General features: G+C 72.5%; 10 protein-coding genes and 1 pseudogene. 1 reads left to right on the top strand and 10 read right to left on the bottom strand.

Going from position 1 to position 16,174, the window contains the following annotated elements; all coding sequences use genetic code 11:
- Positions 1 to 94: 94 nt before the first annotated feature.
- The 7 genes from G472_RS35125 to G472_RS35120 all read right to left on the bottom strand — a co-directional run bounded on the left by G472_RS35125 (position 95) and on the right by G472_RS35120 (position 10,974).
- Positions 95 to 3,748: a tetratricopeptide repeat protein gene (locus G472_RS35125; RefSeq protein ID WP_035693502.1), complete on the bottom strand. Its 3,654-nt coding sequence runs from the start codon at positions 3,746 to 3,748 to the stop codon at positions 95 to 97.
- A gap of 100 nt (positions 3,749 to 3,848) precedes the next feature.
- Complete coding sequence (locus G472_RS0122990) at positions 3,849 to 4,976, bottom strand: sodium ion-translocating decarboxylase subunit beta (protein WP_029010251.1); 1,128 nt, start codon at positions 4,974 to 4,976, stop codon at positions 3,849 to 3,851.
- Between the two features lie 97 nt (positions 4,977 to 5,073).
- Positions 5,074 to 5,463: a biotin/lipoyl-containing protein gene (locus G472_RS0122985; RefSeq protein WP_029010250.1), complete on the bottom strand. Its 390-nt coding sequence runs from the start codon at positions 5,461 to 5,463 to the stop codon at positions 5,074 to 5,076.
- Positions 5,460 to 5,813 carry an OadG family transporter subunit gene (locus tag G472_RS0122980; RefSeq protein ID WP_035693498.1) on the bottom strand — a complete coding sequence of 118 codons (354 nt, stop codon included), beginning with the start codon at positions 5,811 to 5,813 and terminating at the stop codon, positions 5,460 to 5,462. Before G472_RS0122980 ends, G472_RS0122985 begins: the two co-directional genes overlap by 4 nt.
- An 8-nt stretch (positions 5,814 to 5,821) precedes the next feature.
- Entirely contained in the window at positions 5,822 to 7,375 is a 1,554-nt protein-coding gene (locus G472_RS0122975) for an acyl-CoA carboxylase subunit beta (protein WP_029010248.1), read from the bottom strand.
- A gap of 120 nt (positions 7,376 to 7,495) precedes the next feature.
- Entirely contained in the window at positions 7,496 to 8,791 is a 1,296-nt protein-coding gene (locus G472_RS0122970; protein ID WP_029010247.1) for a pentapeptide repeat-containing protein, read from the bottom strand.
- Positions 8,792 to 8,874: 83 nt separating this feature from the next.
- Entirely contained in the window at positions 8,875 to 10,974 is a 2,100-nt protein-coding gene (locus G472_RS35120) for a hybrid sensor histidine kinase/response regulator (RefSeq protein ID WP_084536862.1), read from the bottom strand.
- 289 nt (positions 10,975 to 11,263) lie between these two features.
- Between G472_RS35120 and glgX the strand changes: the two genes are divergently transcribed.
- On the top strand, positions 11,264 to 13,516 hold the full coding sequence (gene glgX, locus G472_RS35115; protein ID WP_084536861.1) for a glycogen debranching protein GlgX: 2,253 nt from the start codon (positions 11,264 to 11,266) through the stop codon (positions 13,514 to 13,516).
- A 106-nt stretch (positions 13,517 to 13,622) separates the two neighbouring features.
- On the opposite strand, the gene G472_RS40825 is transcribed toward glgX, so the two are convergent.
- The 3 genes and pseudogenes from G472_RS40825 to G472_RS39555 form a co-directional block, all read right to left on the bottom strand.
- Entirely contained in the window at positions 13,623 to 14,057 is a 435-nt protein-coding gene (locus G472_RS40825) for a transposase (protein WP_156927227.1), read from the bottom strand.
- A 165-nt stretch (positions 14,058 to 14,222) separates the two neighbouring features.
- Positions 14,223 to 15,437 (bottom strand): PAS domain-containing sensor histidine kinase, encoded by a 1,215-nt coding sequence (locus G472_RS0122955; protein ID WP_084536860.1) that lies wholly within the window; start codon positions 15,435 to 15,437, stop codon positions 14,223 to 14,225.
- 359 nt (positions 15,438 to 15,796) lie between these two features.
- Positions 15,797 to 16,174, bottom strand: a pseudogene (locus G472_RS39555) (calcium-binding protein); the annotation flags it as partial.

Here is a 16,174-nt window from a genome sequence, read left to right as displayed (position 1 = left end):
CGCAGCCGCCGTTGCCCGATCGATCGCCATCCTGACCTTCGAGTGAAGCGGGGGGTTGGGTGGGGGCCCGCACCGGTACGCTCCGATCCTCAGCTCATGGGCACTCCCGGCGCAGCGCCGCGGCGATCCGGCCGGGGAGGTCGTCCATGGATTCCCCCGGCCGGGGGGCGAACAGGCGCATGGACGGGTACCAGGGGCGCACCGCGGTGCCCAGCGCCGTCCACTCGCCAGCGGCGCCGATGCGCCAGACCGGCACGCCCAGCGCCCCGGCCATCTCGGCCACCGAGGTGCCGGCCGACACCACCAGGTCCAGCGACGCCGTCAGCGCGGCGGCACCGTCCAGATCGTTCAGCAGGTCGAGGCCGGCCGGCCGGTGCAGCCGCACCCCGAAGCGCGCCTCCGCCTCCGCCACCTCGGCGGCGCAGTCGTCGTATTGCAGGATCACCGGGTGCACCCCCGGCACCGCGAACAGCGGCGCCCACGCGGCGAGGCCGGTGTAGCCGGCGGACCGGCGGGCGTCGCGGAACCGGCTGCGCCAGCACAGGCCCACCCGCAGGCCGGGGCCGGCCGCTAAGGGCCGGTCCCGCCACGCCGCCACCGCCGCGGGGTCGGCCCTCAGCCAGCCGGCCCGCGGCGGGAAGGCCGCCAGCGTGCGGCGGTGGTGCAGCGGCAGCGACGCCGCGGGAACGTGCACGTCCATGTCGTCGGGGTCGTCGGTCGCCGCCCGCACCGTCGCCCGGGGGAAGGACCGGGCGAACAGCGGCACCAGGCGCGGATCGCATTCGACGATCACCCGCCCGGCGCGCGCGATCAGGTCGGGGTAGCAGGAGGCGTACATCAGCTCGTCCCCCACACCCTGCTCGCGCCACACCAGCACGGTGCGCCCGGCAAGGTCGCCGCCGTCCCACGCGGGGCGGCGGAAGCGGCGGTCGGGATGGGCGCGGCCGGCGGCGAAGCGCGCCTCCAGCCCGGTCCACCCCGCCACCGCATCGCCGCGGGCCAGCGCCGCATAGCCGCGGTTGAAGCGGGCGAGCGCCAGGGCCGGGTCGGCCTCCGCGGCGCGGCGGTAGGCGGCGTCGGCCGCGTCGGGCCGGCCCAGCGCGTGCAGGGCGTTGGCGTGGTTGTAGTGCCACTCCGCCCGCTGCGGCGCCAGCACCAGGGCGCGCCGCCACGCCCGCACCGCCGCCTCCCCCCGCCCCTGGCGCTGGCGCAGGTCGGCCAAGCCAGCCCAGCCCGCCGGCGCACCGGGGTCCGCCAGCAGCAGGCGCCACCACGCCAGGCCGGCGGCGTCGCCCTGACCCGCCGCCTCCAGCGCCAGCGCCAGGTTGGCCAGCGCCGCCGGGTCATCGCGCAGGCGCACCGCGGCGCGGTGGCACTCCACCGCCGCCTCGGCCCGCCCCTGCGCCGCCAGGGCGAGGCCGAGGTTGCCGTACGCCTCGGCGTACGCGGGGCGTACGCACAGGGCGCGGCCGGCGCAGCGCGCCGCCGCCGCCGCATCCTCCCCCGGACGCAGGGAGGCCAGCGTGTTCCACGCCTCCGCCAGGGCCGGGTCCAGGGCCAGCGCCCGGCGCAGCGCCGCCGCCGCGTCGGCGTGACGCCCGAGAGCGTGCAAAGCCAGGGCGCGGTTGGCGTGCAGCCCCGCCCAATCCGCTGCCTGCGCGGCCGCTCCGGCCAGCGCCGCCTCCGCCTCCGCCGCCCGGCCGAGGGTGAGGAGCAGGACGCCGCGGGCACCGCGCGACTCCGGATCGGCGGGGTCGATGGCCAGCGCCGCCCCGTACGCCTCCGCCGCCTCCGCCGCGGCGCCCAGCGCGTGCAGGGCCCGCGCGTGGTCGCGGTGGCGGGCCGCGGTGCCGCCGCCTGCGGCGATGGCGCGGGCGATCAGGTGGGCGCCGATGTCCGGCCGCCCGGCGGCGGCGGCCAGCCGGCCATAGCCGTGCAGGGCCGCCGGGTGCTCCTGCCGCGCGGCGAGCACGCGCTGGTAGAGGGGTTCCGCCTCCGGCCCGCGCCCGGCGTCCAACAGCCGGTCGGCCGCCGCCGCCAGCGCCGCAAAGGGGTCGGCGGCGTCGCGCAGGCGCCGCAGCTCCGCGGCCATGGCGTGCAGCACCCCGTCCAGCCCGGCGCCGGCGGCACCCGGGCTCCACATGCGCATGGACGGGAACCAGGGGCGGCAACCGGTGCCCTGCATGGTCCAGTCGGGGCCGGCGCTGAAGCGCCACACCGGCACCCCCAGCGCCCCGGCCATCTCCCCCACCGAGGACTGGACGGTGATGACCAGGTCGAGGCACGCGGTCAGGGCCGCCGCCGTCTCCAGATCCTCCTTCAGGTCGGTGTCGGGCCAGCGGTGCAGGCGCACGCCGAAGCGGTCGGCGACGCCGGCGACCTCGTCGTCGCGGGCGTCGTACTGCAGGGCGACGAAGGTGATCCCCGGCAGCGCCCACAGGGGCGCCCATTGGTCGAGCGTGGTGTACTGCGCCTTGCGCTCCCCGTGGGTGCGTCCGCTGCGCCAGCAGACGCCGACGCGCAGCCCCGGCCCGCACGCGGCCAGGCGGTCGCGCCACAGCTCCACCCGCCGCGGGTCGGGCACCAGATAGTCGGTGCGCGGCGGAAAGTCCGCGTAGCGGCGCCGCAGGAAGCGGGGCAGCGAGGCCATCGGCACATGGCGGTCGGCGTCTGCGGGGACCACCGTCTCCCGCCCCGCCCCGTCGACGCTGTCCGCCCGCACCGTCACCCGCGGGAAGGAGCGGGCGAACAGCCCGACCAGCCGCCGGTCCACCTCCAGCACCACATGGCCGGCCACCGCCGCCAGATCGGGCAGGCAGGTGCCGTACAGCAGTTCGTCGCCGATGCCCTGTTCGCGCCACACCAGCAGGCGCAGGGCCGAGGCGTCCTCGCCCTGCCAGCGCGGCACCCCGGGGTCGCGCCCGCCCGCCACGCGGCGCGATTCGAAGCGCGCCTCGTACAGCTCGCGCCCTTCCGCCAGATCCCCCCGGCCGATCAGCAGCAGCGCCAGGTTCCAGCGCGCCAGGGCGTCGCCGGGAGCGTGCGCCAGGGCGTGCCGGTAGCAGGCTTCCGCCTCGCCGGTCCGCCCCAGCGCGCGGAGCGCCAGCCCCAGGTTGACCAGCGCCTCCGGGTCGCCGGGGGCGAGGCACAGGGCCCGGCGGTGGACGGCCTCCGCCGCCGCGGCCCGCCCCGTCTCCGTCAGGATCACGCCCAGGGTGTCGAGCGCCGCGGCATCGTCGGGTGCCAGCGCCACGGCCCGGCGCAACGCCGCCTCCGCCGGCACCACCCGGTCGGCGTCGCGCAGCAGCGTCGCCAGGTTGACCAGCGCCTCGGGATAGGCGGGCCGGAGATCCAGGGCCCGGCGGTAGTGTGCTTGCGCCTCGGCCGGCCGGCCCTGCTCCTGGAGCGCGCTGCCCAGGCTGTTGTGCGCCTCGGGGTAGGATTCGCGCAGGGCCAGGGCCCGGCGGTAGGCGGCCTCCGCCTCCGCCACGCGGCCCAGCGCGTGCAGGACGAGGCCGTGGTTGGCGTGCACCTCCGCCCGGCCGGCGTCGCGGTCCAGGGACTGGCCGATCAGCCGCAGGGCGGCGTCGTGGTGGCCGGTCTGGTGGGCCAGCACGCCCAGCAGATGCAGCGCCTCGGTGTGCTCCGGCCCGGCCGCCGGGATCTGCCGGTACAGGCGTTCCGCCTCCGCCAGGTCGCCGGCCCGGTGCCGCTCCACCGCGCGGGCCAGGAGCCGTCCCGCCGTCATTGCGGACGAAGGGACCGAAAGACGGATGGACCTCTCAAGCGCTCATTCCCTGCGGTCGTCGTCCCCTGCGGTCGTCATCGGCCCGCCGACCGGGCCAGCGTCACGTCAGCATGGCGATAAAGTAGCCCGCCACGACGGCCGTGCCAATGACGCCGGCGACGTTGGGACCCATGGCGTGCATCAGCAGGAAATTGGCGGGATCGGCGCGCTGCCCTTCCACCTGGGCGACGCGGGCGGCCATGGGTACGGCGGACACGCCGGCGGCGCCGATCAGCGGGTTGATCTTGTCGCGGGTCACCAGGTTCATCCCCTTGGCCATCAGCACGCCCGACGCGGTGGACACGCCGAAGGCGACGATGCCCAGCGCCATGATCGCCAGGGTCTCGGGGTTGAGGAACCGCTCCCCGGTCATGGTGATGCCGACGCTGGTGCCGAGGAAGATGGTGACGATGTTGATGATCTCGTTCTGCGCCGCCTTGGACAGCCGTTCGGTCACGCCGCATTCGCGCAGCAGGTTGCCCAGCATCAGCATGCCGATCAGCGCCGACGCGGCGGGGACCAGCAGGATGCAGCACACCGTCACGGACAGGGCGAAGATCACCTTCTCCAGCCGCGACACGGTGCGCAGGGAGCGCATGCGGATGCGCCGCTCCTCCGGCGTGGTCAGGGCGCGCATGATCGGCGGCTGGATCAGCGGCACCAGCGCCATGTAGGAATAGGCGGCCACCGCGATGGGGGCCAGCAGCTCCGGCGCCAGCTTGTTGGCCAGGAAGATCGAGGTGGGGCCGTCCGCCCCGCCGATGATGCCGATGGCCGATGCCTGCTCGGGCGTGAAGCCGATGGCGACGGCGCCGAGGAAGGTGGCGAACACCCCGAACTGCGCCGCCGCCCCCAGCAGCAGCGTGCGCGGGTTGGCGATCAGCGGCCCGAAGTCGGTCAGCGCGCCGACGCCGAGGAAGATCAGCGGCGGGAACAGCTCCAGGTGGATGCCCTGGGAGATGTAATGGTAGAGCCCGCCCGGCGTCTCCCCCGCCGGCGGGTTGATCAGCCCCTCGGTCGGCAGGTTGGCCAGCAGCGCGCCGAAGGCGATGGGCACCAGCAGCAGCGGCTCGAAATTGTGCCGGATCGCCAGATAGAACAGGCCGGCGACCACACCCCACATGATGACCATCTGGATGGTCAGGTGCGGCAGCGCCGTCAGGGACCACATCTCGGACAAGGCTTCCACGACGGCACCTCTCATCCGCGGTCCGAAGGGGCCGGACCGCCGGGTTCTTACGCCATGCGGGCGGCGCGCCATTCGGCGCGCGCCCGCCGTTGCGTGTTCAGTTGATGGTCAGGAGGACCTGCCCCTCCTGCACCGTCGCCCCGGCGGCCACGGCGACGGCGGCCACCGTGCCGGCGCGCGGCGCCACCACGGAGGTCTGCATCTTCATGGCCTCCAGCGTCAGCAGGCTCTGCCCGGCCTCCACCCGGTCGCCCGCCTTGGCGGCGACGGCGATGATGGTGCCGGCCAGCGGGCTGACCACGGCGCCGGGCCCGGCGGGAGCGGCCCCGGCCGCCGCGGGGGCGGGAGCGGGGGCGCGCGCCGGAGCCGGCGGCGGAGCGACGGGAGCGGAAACCGCGGCGGCGACGTCGGACCGGGCGGGAGCGTCCAGCTCCTCCACCGTCACCTCGTACGGGGTGCCCTCGACCGTGATGCGGAAGCGTCTCATAGCGGGTCCTTGTGGGTCTTGGTGGTCCAGCCCCAGCGCACCCGGTGGCCGGCGAAATGTTCGGCGCGGCCGTGGCGGGCCCAGGCGTCGGACCGGTGGGCGGCGGCGCGCACGCGCACCACGCGCCCGCGACCGTCGGTCATGACGGCGACGGCGGCGGCGATGGCGGCCAGATGGTGGGCGGGCACCGCCGGTTCGGCCGCCGGGGCCGGGGGCGGCGCGGCCGGGGCCGGAGCCGCGGCCGGGCGGGCGGCGAAGACGCGGCCGACCAGCGCCAGGAAGCCGGCCAGCAGCGCCAGGACGGCCAGGACGGTGCCGAAGCCCGTCAGGATGAAGACCAGGTGCTCCATGGCGGCGCCTACAGCGGGATGTTGCCGTGCTTCTTCGGGGGCCGGCTCTCGCGCTTGGACAGCAGCGTGCGCAGGGCCAGCGACACGGCGGCGCGGGTGCGCCGGGGCTCTATCACGTCGTGGACGAACAGCTTGCCGGCCGACAGGTAGGGGGAGGCGAACTCCTGCCGGTAGGCGCGGGCCAGCTCGGCGGCGCGGGCGGCGCGGTCGTCGGCCGCCTCCAGCTCCTGCCTATAGAGGATGTTGACGGCCCCTTCGGCGCCCATGACGGCGATCTCCGCGGTCGGCCAGGCGAGCACCAGGTCGGCCCCCATGTCGCGCGAGCACATGGCGAGGAAGGCGCCGCCGTACGCCTTGCGCATGATGACGGTGATCTTCGGCACGGTGGCGGAGCCGTAGGCGAACAGCATCTTGGCGCCGTGGCGGATGATGCCGTGCCGTTCCTGGAACACGCCGGGCAGGAAGCCCGGCACGTCCACCAGCGTCAGCAGGGGGACGGAGAAGACGTTGCACACGCGGATGAAGCGCGCCGCCTTGTCGGCCGCGTCGATGTCCAGCGCGCCGGCCTTGACGTTGGGCTGGTTGGCGATGATGCCGACGACCATGCCGTCGATGCGCCCGAAGCCGACGACGATGTTGGGGGCGAACGCCGCCTGCACCTCCAGGAAGCGCCCGTCGTCCAGCAGCCGGGCGATCACCTTGTGGACGTCGAAGGCGGCGTTGCCGGCCTCGGGGATCAGGTCCTCAATGGCGGGGTCGTCGGCCAGCGTCAGCTCGGGATCGAGGCGGTGCGGCGGATCCTGCATGTTGTTGGACGGCAGGTAGGACAGCAGCTCGCGCACCAGCGCCGCGGCGTGGGCGTCGTCCTCGGCCACGAAATGGATGTTGCCGGAGATGGCGGCGTGCGCCTCGGCGCTGCCGATTTCGTCCATGGTCGTGTCCTGGCCGGTGGCCGCCTTGATCACCTGCGGCCCGCAGATGAACATGCTGGCGCCGCGCCGGGTCATGACGATGAAGTCCATCAGCGCCGGGCTGTAGGCGGCACCGCCGGCGCAGGTGCCGCAGATCACCGCCACCTGCGGCACGACGCCCGACAGCAGGACGTTGCGGTTGAAGACCTGGCCGTAGCCCGACAGGCTCTCCACCCCTTCCTGGATGCGGGCGCCACCGCTGTCGTTGAAACCCACCAGCGGCATGCCGGCGCGGCCGGCCAGATCCATGACGTCGCAGATCTTCTGGGCGTGCATGCGCCCCAGGGACCCGCCGGCCACCAGGAAGTCCTGCGAGAAGGCGGCGATCGGCCGGCCGTCAACGAATCCGCTGCCGGCGACCACGCCGTCGCCCGGCAGCTCCTTGCCCTCCATGCCGAAATGGCGGGTGGCGTGCTGCACGTGGCGGCCGAATTCCTGGAAGGTGCCGGGCTGGAACAGCAGGTCGAGCCGCTCGCGCGCCGTCAACTGCCCCCTGGCGTGACGCTGCGCGATCTTCTCCTCGCTCGCCGAAGCGGCGGCCTTCTCGCGACGCGCGGCGAGGTCCTGCAACAGGTCGGGTCTGATCGCCATGGGAATCCGGTGGGTCGGAAGGACGGTGAGGCGGGGGACCGCGGGCGGTCCGGTCCTACGACCTTAGGGGGCGGCGGGCGGCCGCACCGTGATGTGGATCAAAAGCGTCGCCGCACATGCTCACATCTTCAGGCCCGCCACCCCGTCGAGGGTGACGCCGGCCAGTGCCCGGCGCTCCAGCTTCGCGCCGAACAGCCGGGCGTGGCTGAGGTCGGCGCCGGCGAGGTCGCAATCCCGCAGATCGGCGTAGGAGAGGTCGGCACCGGCCAGGATCACGGCGCGCAGGCAGGCGCCGCGGAAGTCGGCGTAGCGCAGCTTCGCGCCCGACAGATCGGCCCGCATGGAGCGCTTCTCGTCGAACACCAGCGGGCGCAGGTTGGCGCCGCGCAGGTCGGCGTTGTTCATCCGCGCGCCCTTCAGACTGGTGCCGCGCAGGTCGGCCCCGGTGAGGCGGGAGACGCGCAGGTCGGCGCCGTCCAGGTTGGCCGCCTGGAGCTGCACGTCGGTGAGGTCCAGCCCGTAGAAGGTGGCGCGCGGGGCGCGCAGCATGGTCAGGCAGGCATGGGCCAGCGACGGGGCGTGGCGCAGGTCGAACTCCGTCAGGTCGAGCGCCGTGCCGCGGGCGCCGCCGGTGCCCACCCACTGGATGTGGTCGTGCAGCAACTCCTCCAGGGACCGCCCCAGCTCGGCGATGACGCGGCCGACCGGGGCGTCGGTGAGGGTGTCGTCCATCTCCGCGTCGGTCAGGTCGGTCATGGTCATGGCCGCCCCCGTCAGCACCGCGCCGCGCAGGCAGGCACCGCGCAGATCGGCGCCGGAGAGGTCCGCCCCCTCCAGGTTGGAGCCGGAGAAGTTGGCGCCGCGCATGGTGGCGCGCACCAGCTTGCACCCCTTCATCACCGCGTCGGTGAAGTCGGTGTGGATGGCCATGGCGCCCGACAGGCGGGCGTTGGTCAGGTTGGCCCCCGACAGGTCGGCCCCCGACGCCTCCGCCGGGCGGGCGGCGTCCACATGCACCACGCGCAGGCTGCCGTCCCGGTCCTTCTCGGCCAGGGAGCCGTCGCGCAGGTCCGCCTCGAACAGGTTGGCCCCCACCAGGATGGCGCCGCGCAGGCAGGCGCCGCGCAGGTCGCTCTTGATCAGGCTGGCCCCTTCCAGGTTGGCCTGGCGGAGGTCGCAGGCGAACATGGCGGCGCAATCCAGCCGGGCGCCGGACAGGTTCGTCCCCTTCAGCGACGCCCCCACCAGATCGGCGTGCGCCAGGTCGCGCCCCGACAGGTCCAGCCCCGACAGATCGCAGAACGACAGGATCGCCCGCGCTCCCCCCATGCGGGCGTTGCGGAACATCTCGTGCCGCCGCACCACGGCGTCGAGCTGCGCCTGATCAAGGCGGGTCAGGGAGCGGGACTGGGTCATGGGGGCGGGCTCCGATGCTCCCCGATGGTGGCGGCGGCTGGGTTAACGAACCGATAATCGCACCATCCGCCCCGCCCCCGTGCTCACGCCGCGGCGTGCTGCGCCGTGCGGCGGGCGGCGGTGGCGCCGCCCGTGCCGCCGCCGGGGTCGGTGGCGGCAAGGGCCTGGAGGGCATCGTGCAGACGGTCGGGGGAGAAGGGCTTGTGCAGCAGGCGGCAGCCGGTGGCCACCGCCTCGCGGATGCGTTCGGGGGCGGTGTCGCCGGTCAGGATGATGCCGGGCACCGGGCGGTCGGCCAGGGCGGCGATGCGGGTCACCACCTGCACCCCCGTGAGGTCGCCGGGCAGGCGGAAGTCGGTGACGATCGCGTCGGGGATGCCGCCGGCGCGCACCGCCGCCAGGGCGGCGCCGCCGTCGGCGGCGGCGGTCACCCGATGACCCCAGCTTTCCAGCAGAAGCTGCATGCCCGCGCGCTGGACGGGATCGTCCTCCACCACCAGGATGCGCCGGGCCGCCGGCCGCGGCTCGCCGGTCCCGCCGCGGGCGGCGGAGGGGGCGGCCGCCGGCTCCGGTGCCGCCATCGGCACGGTGATCGAGAAGACCGAGCCGCGGCCGGGCCGCGAGCGCACGTCCACCGTATGGCCCAGCAGCGCCGCCTTGCGCCGCACCTTGGCCAGCCCCAGCCCCAGGCCGCGGGTGCGGTCGCGCTCGGGGTTGGCGAGCTGGACGAAGTCCTCGAAGATGCTGTCCAGATGCTCCGGCGGGATGCCGGCGCCGGTGTCCCACACCTCAACCCGCAGCCACTGGCCGCGCCGGCGGCAGCCCACCAGCACACCGCCACCGGCGGTGTAGGCGACGGCGTTGCCCACCAGGTCGCGCAGCATGCGCGCCAGCAGCACCGGGTCGCTGCGCACGGTCGCGGCACAGGGCAGCACCCGCAGCTCCAGCCCCTTGGCAGCGGCGGCGGGGGCGAACTCGGCGGCGACGCCCTTCAGGACGTCGTCCATGGACACCGCGTCGATGGTCGGCTTGACCACGCCGGCGTCCAGCGTCGCCACCTCCAGCAGCGCGTGCAGCAGCGCCTCGCCGCTGTCCAGTGCGGTGCCCATCTTATCGGCGATGGCGCGGTCGCGCGGGTCGGCCAGCCGTTCGCTCAACAGGTGGTGGAACAGGCGCAGCGCCTGGAAGGGCTGGCGCAGGTCGTGGTTGGCCGCCGACAGGAAGCGCGCCTTGGCCTGGTTGGCCCGCTCCTTGTCGGCCAGCGCCGCGATCAGCTTGCGGTTCAGCGCGCTGAGGTCGGCCGTGCGCTCCTCCACCCGGCGCTCCAGCCGGGTGTTGGCCTCGGCCAGGGCGCGCATGGCCGTCTCCTCGCGGTGCAAGCTGCGCCAGCCGACGGCCGCAACGCCCAGCAGCGCCGCCAGGCTGAGGCTGACCACCGCCGCCCCCCGCTCCAGCCGGCTCCACCAGGGGGCGAGCACGGCGGCGCGCGCCACCGACACGCCGGCGAACAGGGGCAGTCCGTCCACCGGCCGGCGCGACCACAGCCGCGCGCCGTCGTCGGGCGCCCACCGCTCCGGCCCGTCGCCGATCAGCCGCCGCCCGTCGGGATGGTACAGGGCGGCGTCGCCTCGCGCGGCGTCCAGCACCGCCGCCAGGTCCGGCCGCGGCACCGGCCCCAGCACGAACCGGTCGGGTTCGCCGTCGGGCCCGGCGATGCGGCGGGCCAGCGCCAGCGACGCAACCCCGCCGACCTCCACCGTCAGCACCGCCGGCCCGGCTCCGCGCGCCGGCCGGTACGCGTCGCCCGCGGTGATCGCCACGGGCGGGCCGGCCAGGGACCGCCCCGCCGCATCGACCACCGCCAGGGCGCCAGCGGTGTCCGCCCCCGCCACGGCAGCCACGGCGGCGCCGTCCGCCGCCTCGTCCGGGTGCTCCGCCAGGCGCTGCGCCAGCGCGTCGACCCGGGCCGCGCGCGGCTCCAGCACCCCCAGCGCCTGCCCGGCCACCGCCGCCGCAGCCCGGCCGGTCTCGGCACCGGCGCGGGCCAGCGTGTCGCGGTGGTCGAGCAGCGTCACCGCCCCCCACGACCCCGCCCCCAGCGCACAGACCGTCACCACGATGGCGAGCAGCGCCGTGCGGGGGGCGAGCAGCGGGATCAGGGCGGGGGCCAGGGAACGGAGCATGGCGGTGGGGCGGTCGGGCTGCTGCGGTCGGGCTGCGGTGGCACGGGCGAACCCGGAACCCTTGTCCGATCAGGGATCTATCGGGTTGTATTCATCCTTTTTCGACGGCGCGGATGTTAACATGCGGTAACTTTGGTTGCGACCTGTCTTGACGTCTATAACCAAGATCATAAGTGACATTCTTCCAATGGACAGGCGTGGTATTTGCGCACGCCTTGCGGATCGAAGGTGACGTTCACCCGTTGTTGCAGGGCGCCATCCATCATTTTCCCAGCGCCGAGGCCCCTCCGTGAGCAAAACACCCAGCGCCCCCCGCGTTCTGCGCCGTTCGCGTGTGCGTGAAGGACTCCCCTACCCCCTGGGCGCCACATGGGACGGTCTGGGGGTCAACTTCGCCCTGTTCTCGGCCAACGCCACCAAGGTGGAGCTGTGCCTGTTCGATCCCGAGGGCCGGCGGGAGCTGGAGCGGATCGAGCTGCCGGAATACACCGACGAGGTGTGGCACGGCTATCTGCCCGACGCCCGTCCCGGCACGGTCTACGGCTATCGCGTCCACGGCCCGTACGAGCCGCGGGCGGGCCACCGCTTCAACCCCAACAAGCTGCTGCTGGACCCCTACGCCAAGCACCTGATGGGGCCGCTGCGCTGGTCGGACGCCCATTTCGGCTACCGGGTCGGCTCCAACCGCGCCGACCTCTCGTTCGACCGCCGCGATTCCGCGCCGGGCATGCCCAAATGCGTGGTGGTCGACCCCGCGTTCACCTGGGGTCAGGATCGCCACCCGGGCACCCCGTGGGAGCGCACCGTCCTCTATGAAACGCACGTGCGCGGCTACACCATGCTGCACCCGGCGGTGCCGCCCCGCGACCGCGGCACCTTCGCCGGCCTGGCGGCGCCGGAGGTGGTGGAGTACATCCGCACCCTGGGCGTCACCGCGGTGGAGCTGCTGCCCATCCACGCCTTCGTGGACGACCGCTACCTGCTGGAAAAGGGGCTGCGCAACTACTGGGGCTACAACACGCTGGGGTTCTTCGCCCCCGATCCGCGCTACCTGGCGTCGGGCGGCACGGCGGAGTTCAAGGAGATGGTGGCCCGCTACCACGACGCCGGCATCGAGGTGATCCTCGACGTGGTCTACAACCACACCGCCGAGGGCAACGAGATGGGCCCCACCCTCTCGTTCAAGGGCATCGACAACGCCAGCTATTACCGGCTGGCGCCCGACACCCGCTACTACATCAACGACACCGGCACCGGCAACACGCTGAACCTCAGCCACCCGCGGGTGCTGCAGATGGTGACCGACAGCCTGCGCTACTGGGTCACCGAAATGCATGTGGACGGGTTCCGCTTCGATTTGGCCACCATTCTCGGGCGTGAGCCGCACGGCTTCGACCAGGGCGGCGGATTCCTCGACTCCTGCCGCCAGGACCCGGTGCTGTCCCGCGTCAAGCTGATCGCCGAGCCGTGGGACTGCGGCCCCGGCGGCTATCAGGTCGGCGGCTTCCCGCCGGGCTGGGCGGAGTGGAACGACCGCTACCGCGACACCGTGCGCGCCTACTGGAAGGGTGACGAGGGCAAGCTGCCGGAGCTGGCGACGCGCATGACCGCGTCCGCCGACCTGTTCGCCCGCCGCGGCCGCCGTCCCTGGGCGTCGGTGAACTTCGTCACCGCCCATGACGGCTTCACGCTGGCCGACCTGGTCTCCTACAACGACAAGCACAACGAGGCCAACGGCGAGGACAACCGCGACGGCCACGCCCACAACCTGTCCTGGAACCACGGGGCCGAAGGCCCGACCGACGACCCGGAGATCCGGGAGCTGCGCCTGCGCCAGATCCGCAACCTGCTGGCAACGCTGATTTTTTCCCAGGGAACCCCGATGCTGCTGGCGGGCGACGAGTTCGCGCGCAGCCAGGGCGGCAACAACAACGCCTACTGCCAGGACAACGAGATCTCCTGGATCGACTGGGAGGCGATCGACGACGACGGCCGGGCCCTGACCGCCTTCGTGCGCCGTCTGCTGGCGCTGCGCCGCAGCCACCCGCTGCTGCGCCGCGGCCGCTTCCTGGTGGGCGCCTACAACGCCGAACTGGACGTCAAGGACGTCACCTGGCTGACCCCGTCCGGCGAGGAGAAGACGACCGAACAGTGGCAGGACCCCATGGCGCGCTGTCTGGGCATGCTGATGGACGGCCGCGCCCAGGCCACCGGCATCAAGAAACGCGCCTCCGACGCCACGCTGCTGCTGATCGTCAACGCCCACCACGACGTGGTGCCCTTCACCCTGCCGGCGGTGGCGGGGGGCAGCCGCTGGCTGCGCCTGGTGGACACCGAAGGCCCCGACCGGGTCGAGCTGTCGGCCAGCCGCACCGGCGACGAGGTCCCGGTGCCCGGCCGCACCCTGCTGCTGTTCGAGCTGATGCCCGACCGGCGGCCGGAAAACGGCGTGAAGTCCGCCGCCCGGGCGGCGCGTGACGGCACCGAGACCGTCACCACCGACGCCACCGCCGGTCAGCCGGCCGGCGTGCCGGTGACATGAGCACCGCGGGGAGGGGCACCGACGGCGTCTCGATGCTGCCATCGGTATGCCCCTTCCCGGCCAATGCCACGACATCGATCTGAACTGCGGTTCAAAGAGCCGGATGTCATGAACGTTCGCGGCCGAGGGCAACACCGCAAGCGGAAGCCCATCCGTCGAAACAACCAGGTGGTACTTGGTTCCTGGCTTGCCGCGGTCGGTGGGGCTCGGCCCGGTCAAGGCACCGCCCCGTTTCGCGCACCGAGCAACGATCCACAACGACGTCCCATGCCTGCTCGGCGGCTTCCGGGCCGGAGCGCACCATGCGGATCAGCACGGCGTGGACGCGGCGCAAGAGGGCCGTTGTGCTCCAGTCCATCAGCCGACGGCGCAATGTTGATTCCAAGGCGCGATCCGGTAACGCCCGACGTTCCCGCCACTGCACGCCTTCCCGCAGGAAGAAGCGAAGCGTCTCAAGGATGGTGACGGTTGGTGCTGGGGGCCGACCGGTTCCCGTGACGACCCGCTCGATCTGGTCAATGAGGCCCGCCACCAGTTCCACCGCTGTCGGCCCCGTCCCCGCCTCCCCATGTCAGATGCAGGGGAAACCGGCGCGAAACCGTTGGATCCCGAAGCGCTGGGGGACGGCGAAGGTGACGGCACGCCCGAGCGATACCGCCGCTTTTCAGAAAATCCGCTCTGTGATGTGCAACTGGATGCTCCTCCATCACGCCGGGAAGATGACGGTCACGATCGTACCACCCTCGTTCTTGATGATCGCGCTGCCGCCGATCTGCTCGGCGAACATGTCCACCAGTTTCAGCCCCAGGGAGTTCTCCCGGCGCTTGGCGGGCATGCCGACGCCGTCGTCCCGGATCGTCAGGTGGTACATGTTCTGAGGCGCGCAGCGCAACTCGACGCAAATGCGCCCCCGGCGCCCCTGCGGGAAGGCGTACTTGAGCGCGTTGCTCACCACCTCGTTGACGATCAGTGCCAGCGGCAGCACCAAGTCCGGCCCCCAGACGGTTTCGGCGGCATCGACATCGAGAGTGACCTGGTCCGGGTCCCGGCGGAACGAGGTCAGCAGGCCGCGGCACAGCGTCTCCAGGTAGTTAGACACGTCGATGGTCTGGTAGCCCTCGGTCTGGTAGAGAAGTTCATGGACCTCGGCCAGCCGGGCAAGCCGCTGACCGGCATCCTGGAGCGCGTCCTTTACACAGCCGCTGTCTTCCTGGTTGGACTGGATCAGTAGGAGCGACTGCGCTGCTTGCAGAGTGTTCTTGATCCGGTGGTTGACCTCCTTGATCATGAATTCCTTCTCGCGCACCGCCTCCTGTTTGTCCTCCAGGGCGGCGCGCAATACGCTCTCCAGTGCAGCCCGCCGCTCGACCTCTTCCTTCAGGCGCTCGTTGGCTTCCTCCAACTTCTTCGTGCGAGCGTGCACGCGCCGCTCCAGGTCCTCCGTCATGCGCTGGAGACGGTCCTCGGCCTGCTTGCGGTGGGTGATGTCGATGAAGGAGGAGAAGTGCTGGACGACGCGGTCCTGATCGTCGGTGACCGTGCTGACCTGTTGCGCTACCCAGATCGCCCTGCCGTCCTTGGTATAGAACTGCACCTCGATGTTGATGTTCTGCCGGGCGCCGAGCGCAGTGTCGATCATGCGAGCCACCTCGGGGTCGGTGTTCTCGCCGCCGAGGAAATGGTAGTTCTGGCCGAGCACCTCCTCGCGATCATACCCGCACATTTCCAGGAAGGCGGCATTCGCATAGATGATGGGGTTGTTGACGATGGTTGGGTCGGTGACCACCATCGGCATGCGCGTGGCTTCGACGGCGGCGACGAATGGACCTCCCACGCGCCCCAACCGCTCGATCTTGTCCTGCGCGGCGCGTTGCGCGCTTCCCCGGTTCTGGTGCTGCTTCTGCTGGCTCGGGTCGGTCATGCCACGGGTTCCGGCTGGTTGCGGTCACCCCAACAGTGTCTGATGAATTTTCGCGCCAAAGTAGCCTGACAAAGGGCTATGCATTTTACGGAACGCTGCGGATTGTGGCCGCCAGATCAACCACGGGTATGCGCTACGGGTCTCGTTGGAGTTCTGGAAACCGCCCTTTAACCTTCGCCAGCAGATCCTCGTTCAGCGACACGTTCGTGGGCCGCTTCCTCGCCGCTGGGTCGTAGGCTGCAATGCGCATGAAATCCTCCTTGCTCATGCGCATGATATGTGCGGCCTTCATGGGTTGACAAACAGCAAGAGGGGCGCCGATAGCGGATGGCGCCCCCCTTCCGCTGCCGGACCCGGCCTCAGCTTGCCAGCACGGTGATGTCGGTGTGGCTGAGGGTGCGGACGTTGAGGGTGGCGATGGCCACCGCCGTCCCCGCCCCGCTGCCGTCGGCGTCGAAGGACAGCACGCCGGTCGCCGTGTTGAACACGAAGGTGGCGTTGGCGGACAGCGGGTTGTCCAGCGCGAAGTGCTGCGCCGACAGGACGCCCGTCGCGATGTTGCCGAAATTGGGCCCGACCACCGCGATGCGGTCCGCCCCGATCTCGAAGTCGGCGATCACGTCGACCCCTTCGCCCGGTGCTTCGATGCGGAAGGTGTCGGCCCCCGCGCCGCCGTACAGCGTGTCGGTGCCGCGGTTGCCCGCCAGCACGTCGTTGCCCATGCCGCCGTAGAGCAC

This window comes from Azospirillum halopraeferens DSM 3675 (genome assembly GCF_000429625.1).
In the GTDB taxonomy this organism is placed as follows: domain Bacteria; phylum Pseudomonadota; class Alphaproteobacteria; order Azospirillales; family Azospirillaceae; genus Azospirillum; species Azospirillum halopraeferens.
Note: the sequence above shows the minus strand (reverse complement) of the source record. Positions and strands in the feature narration are given on the sequence as shown.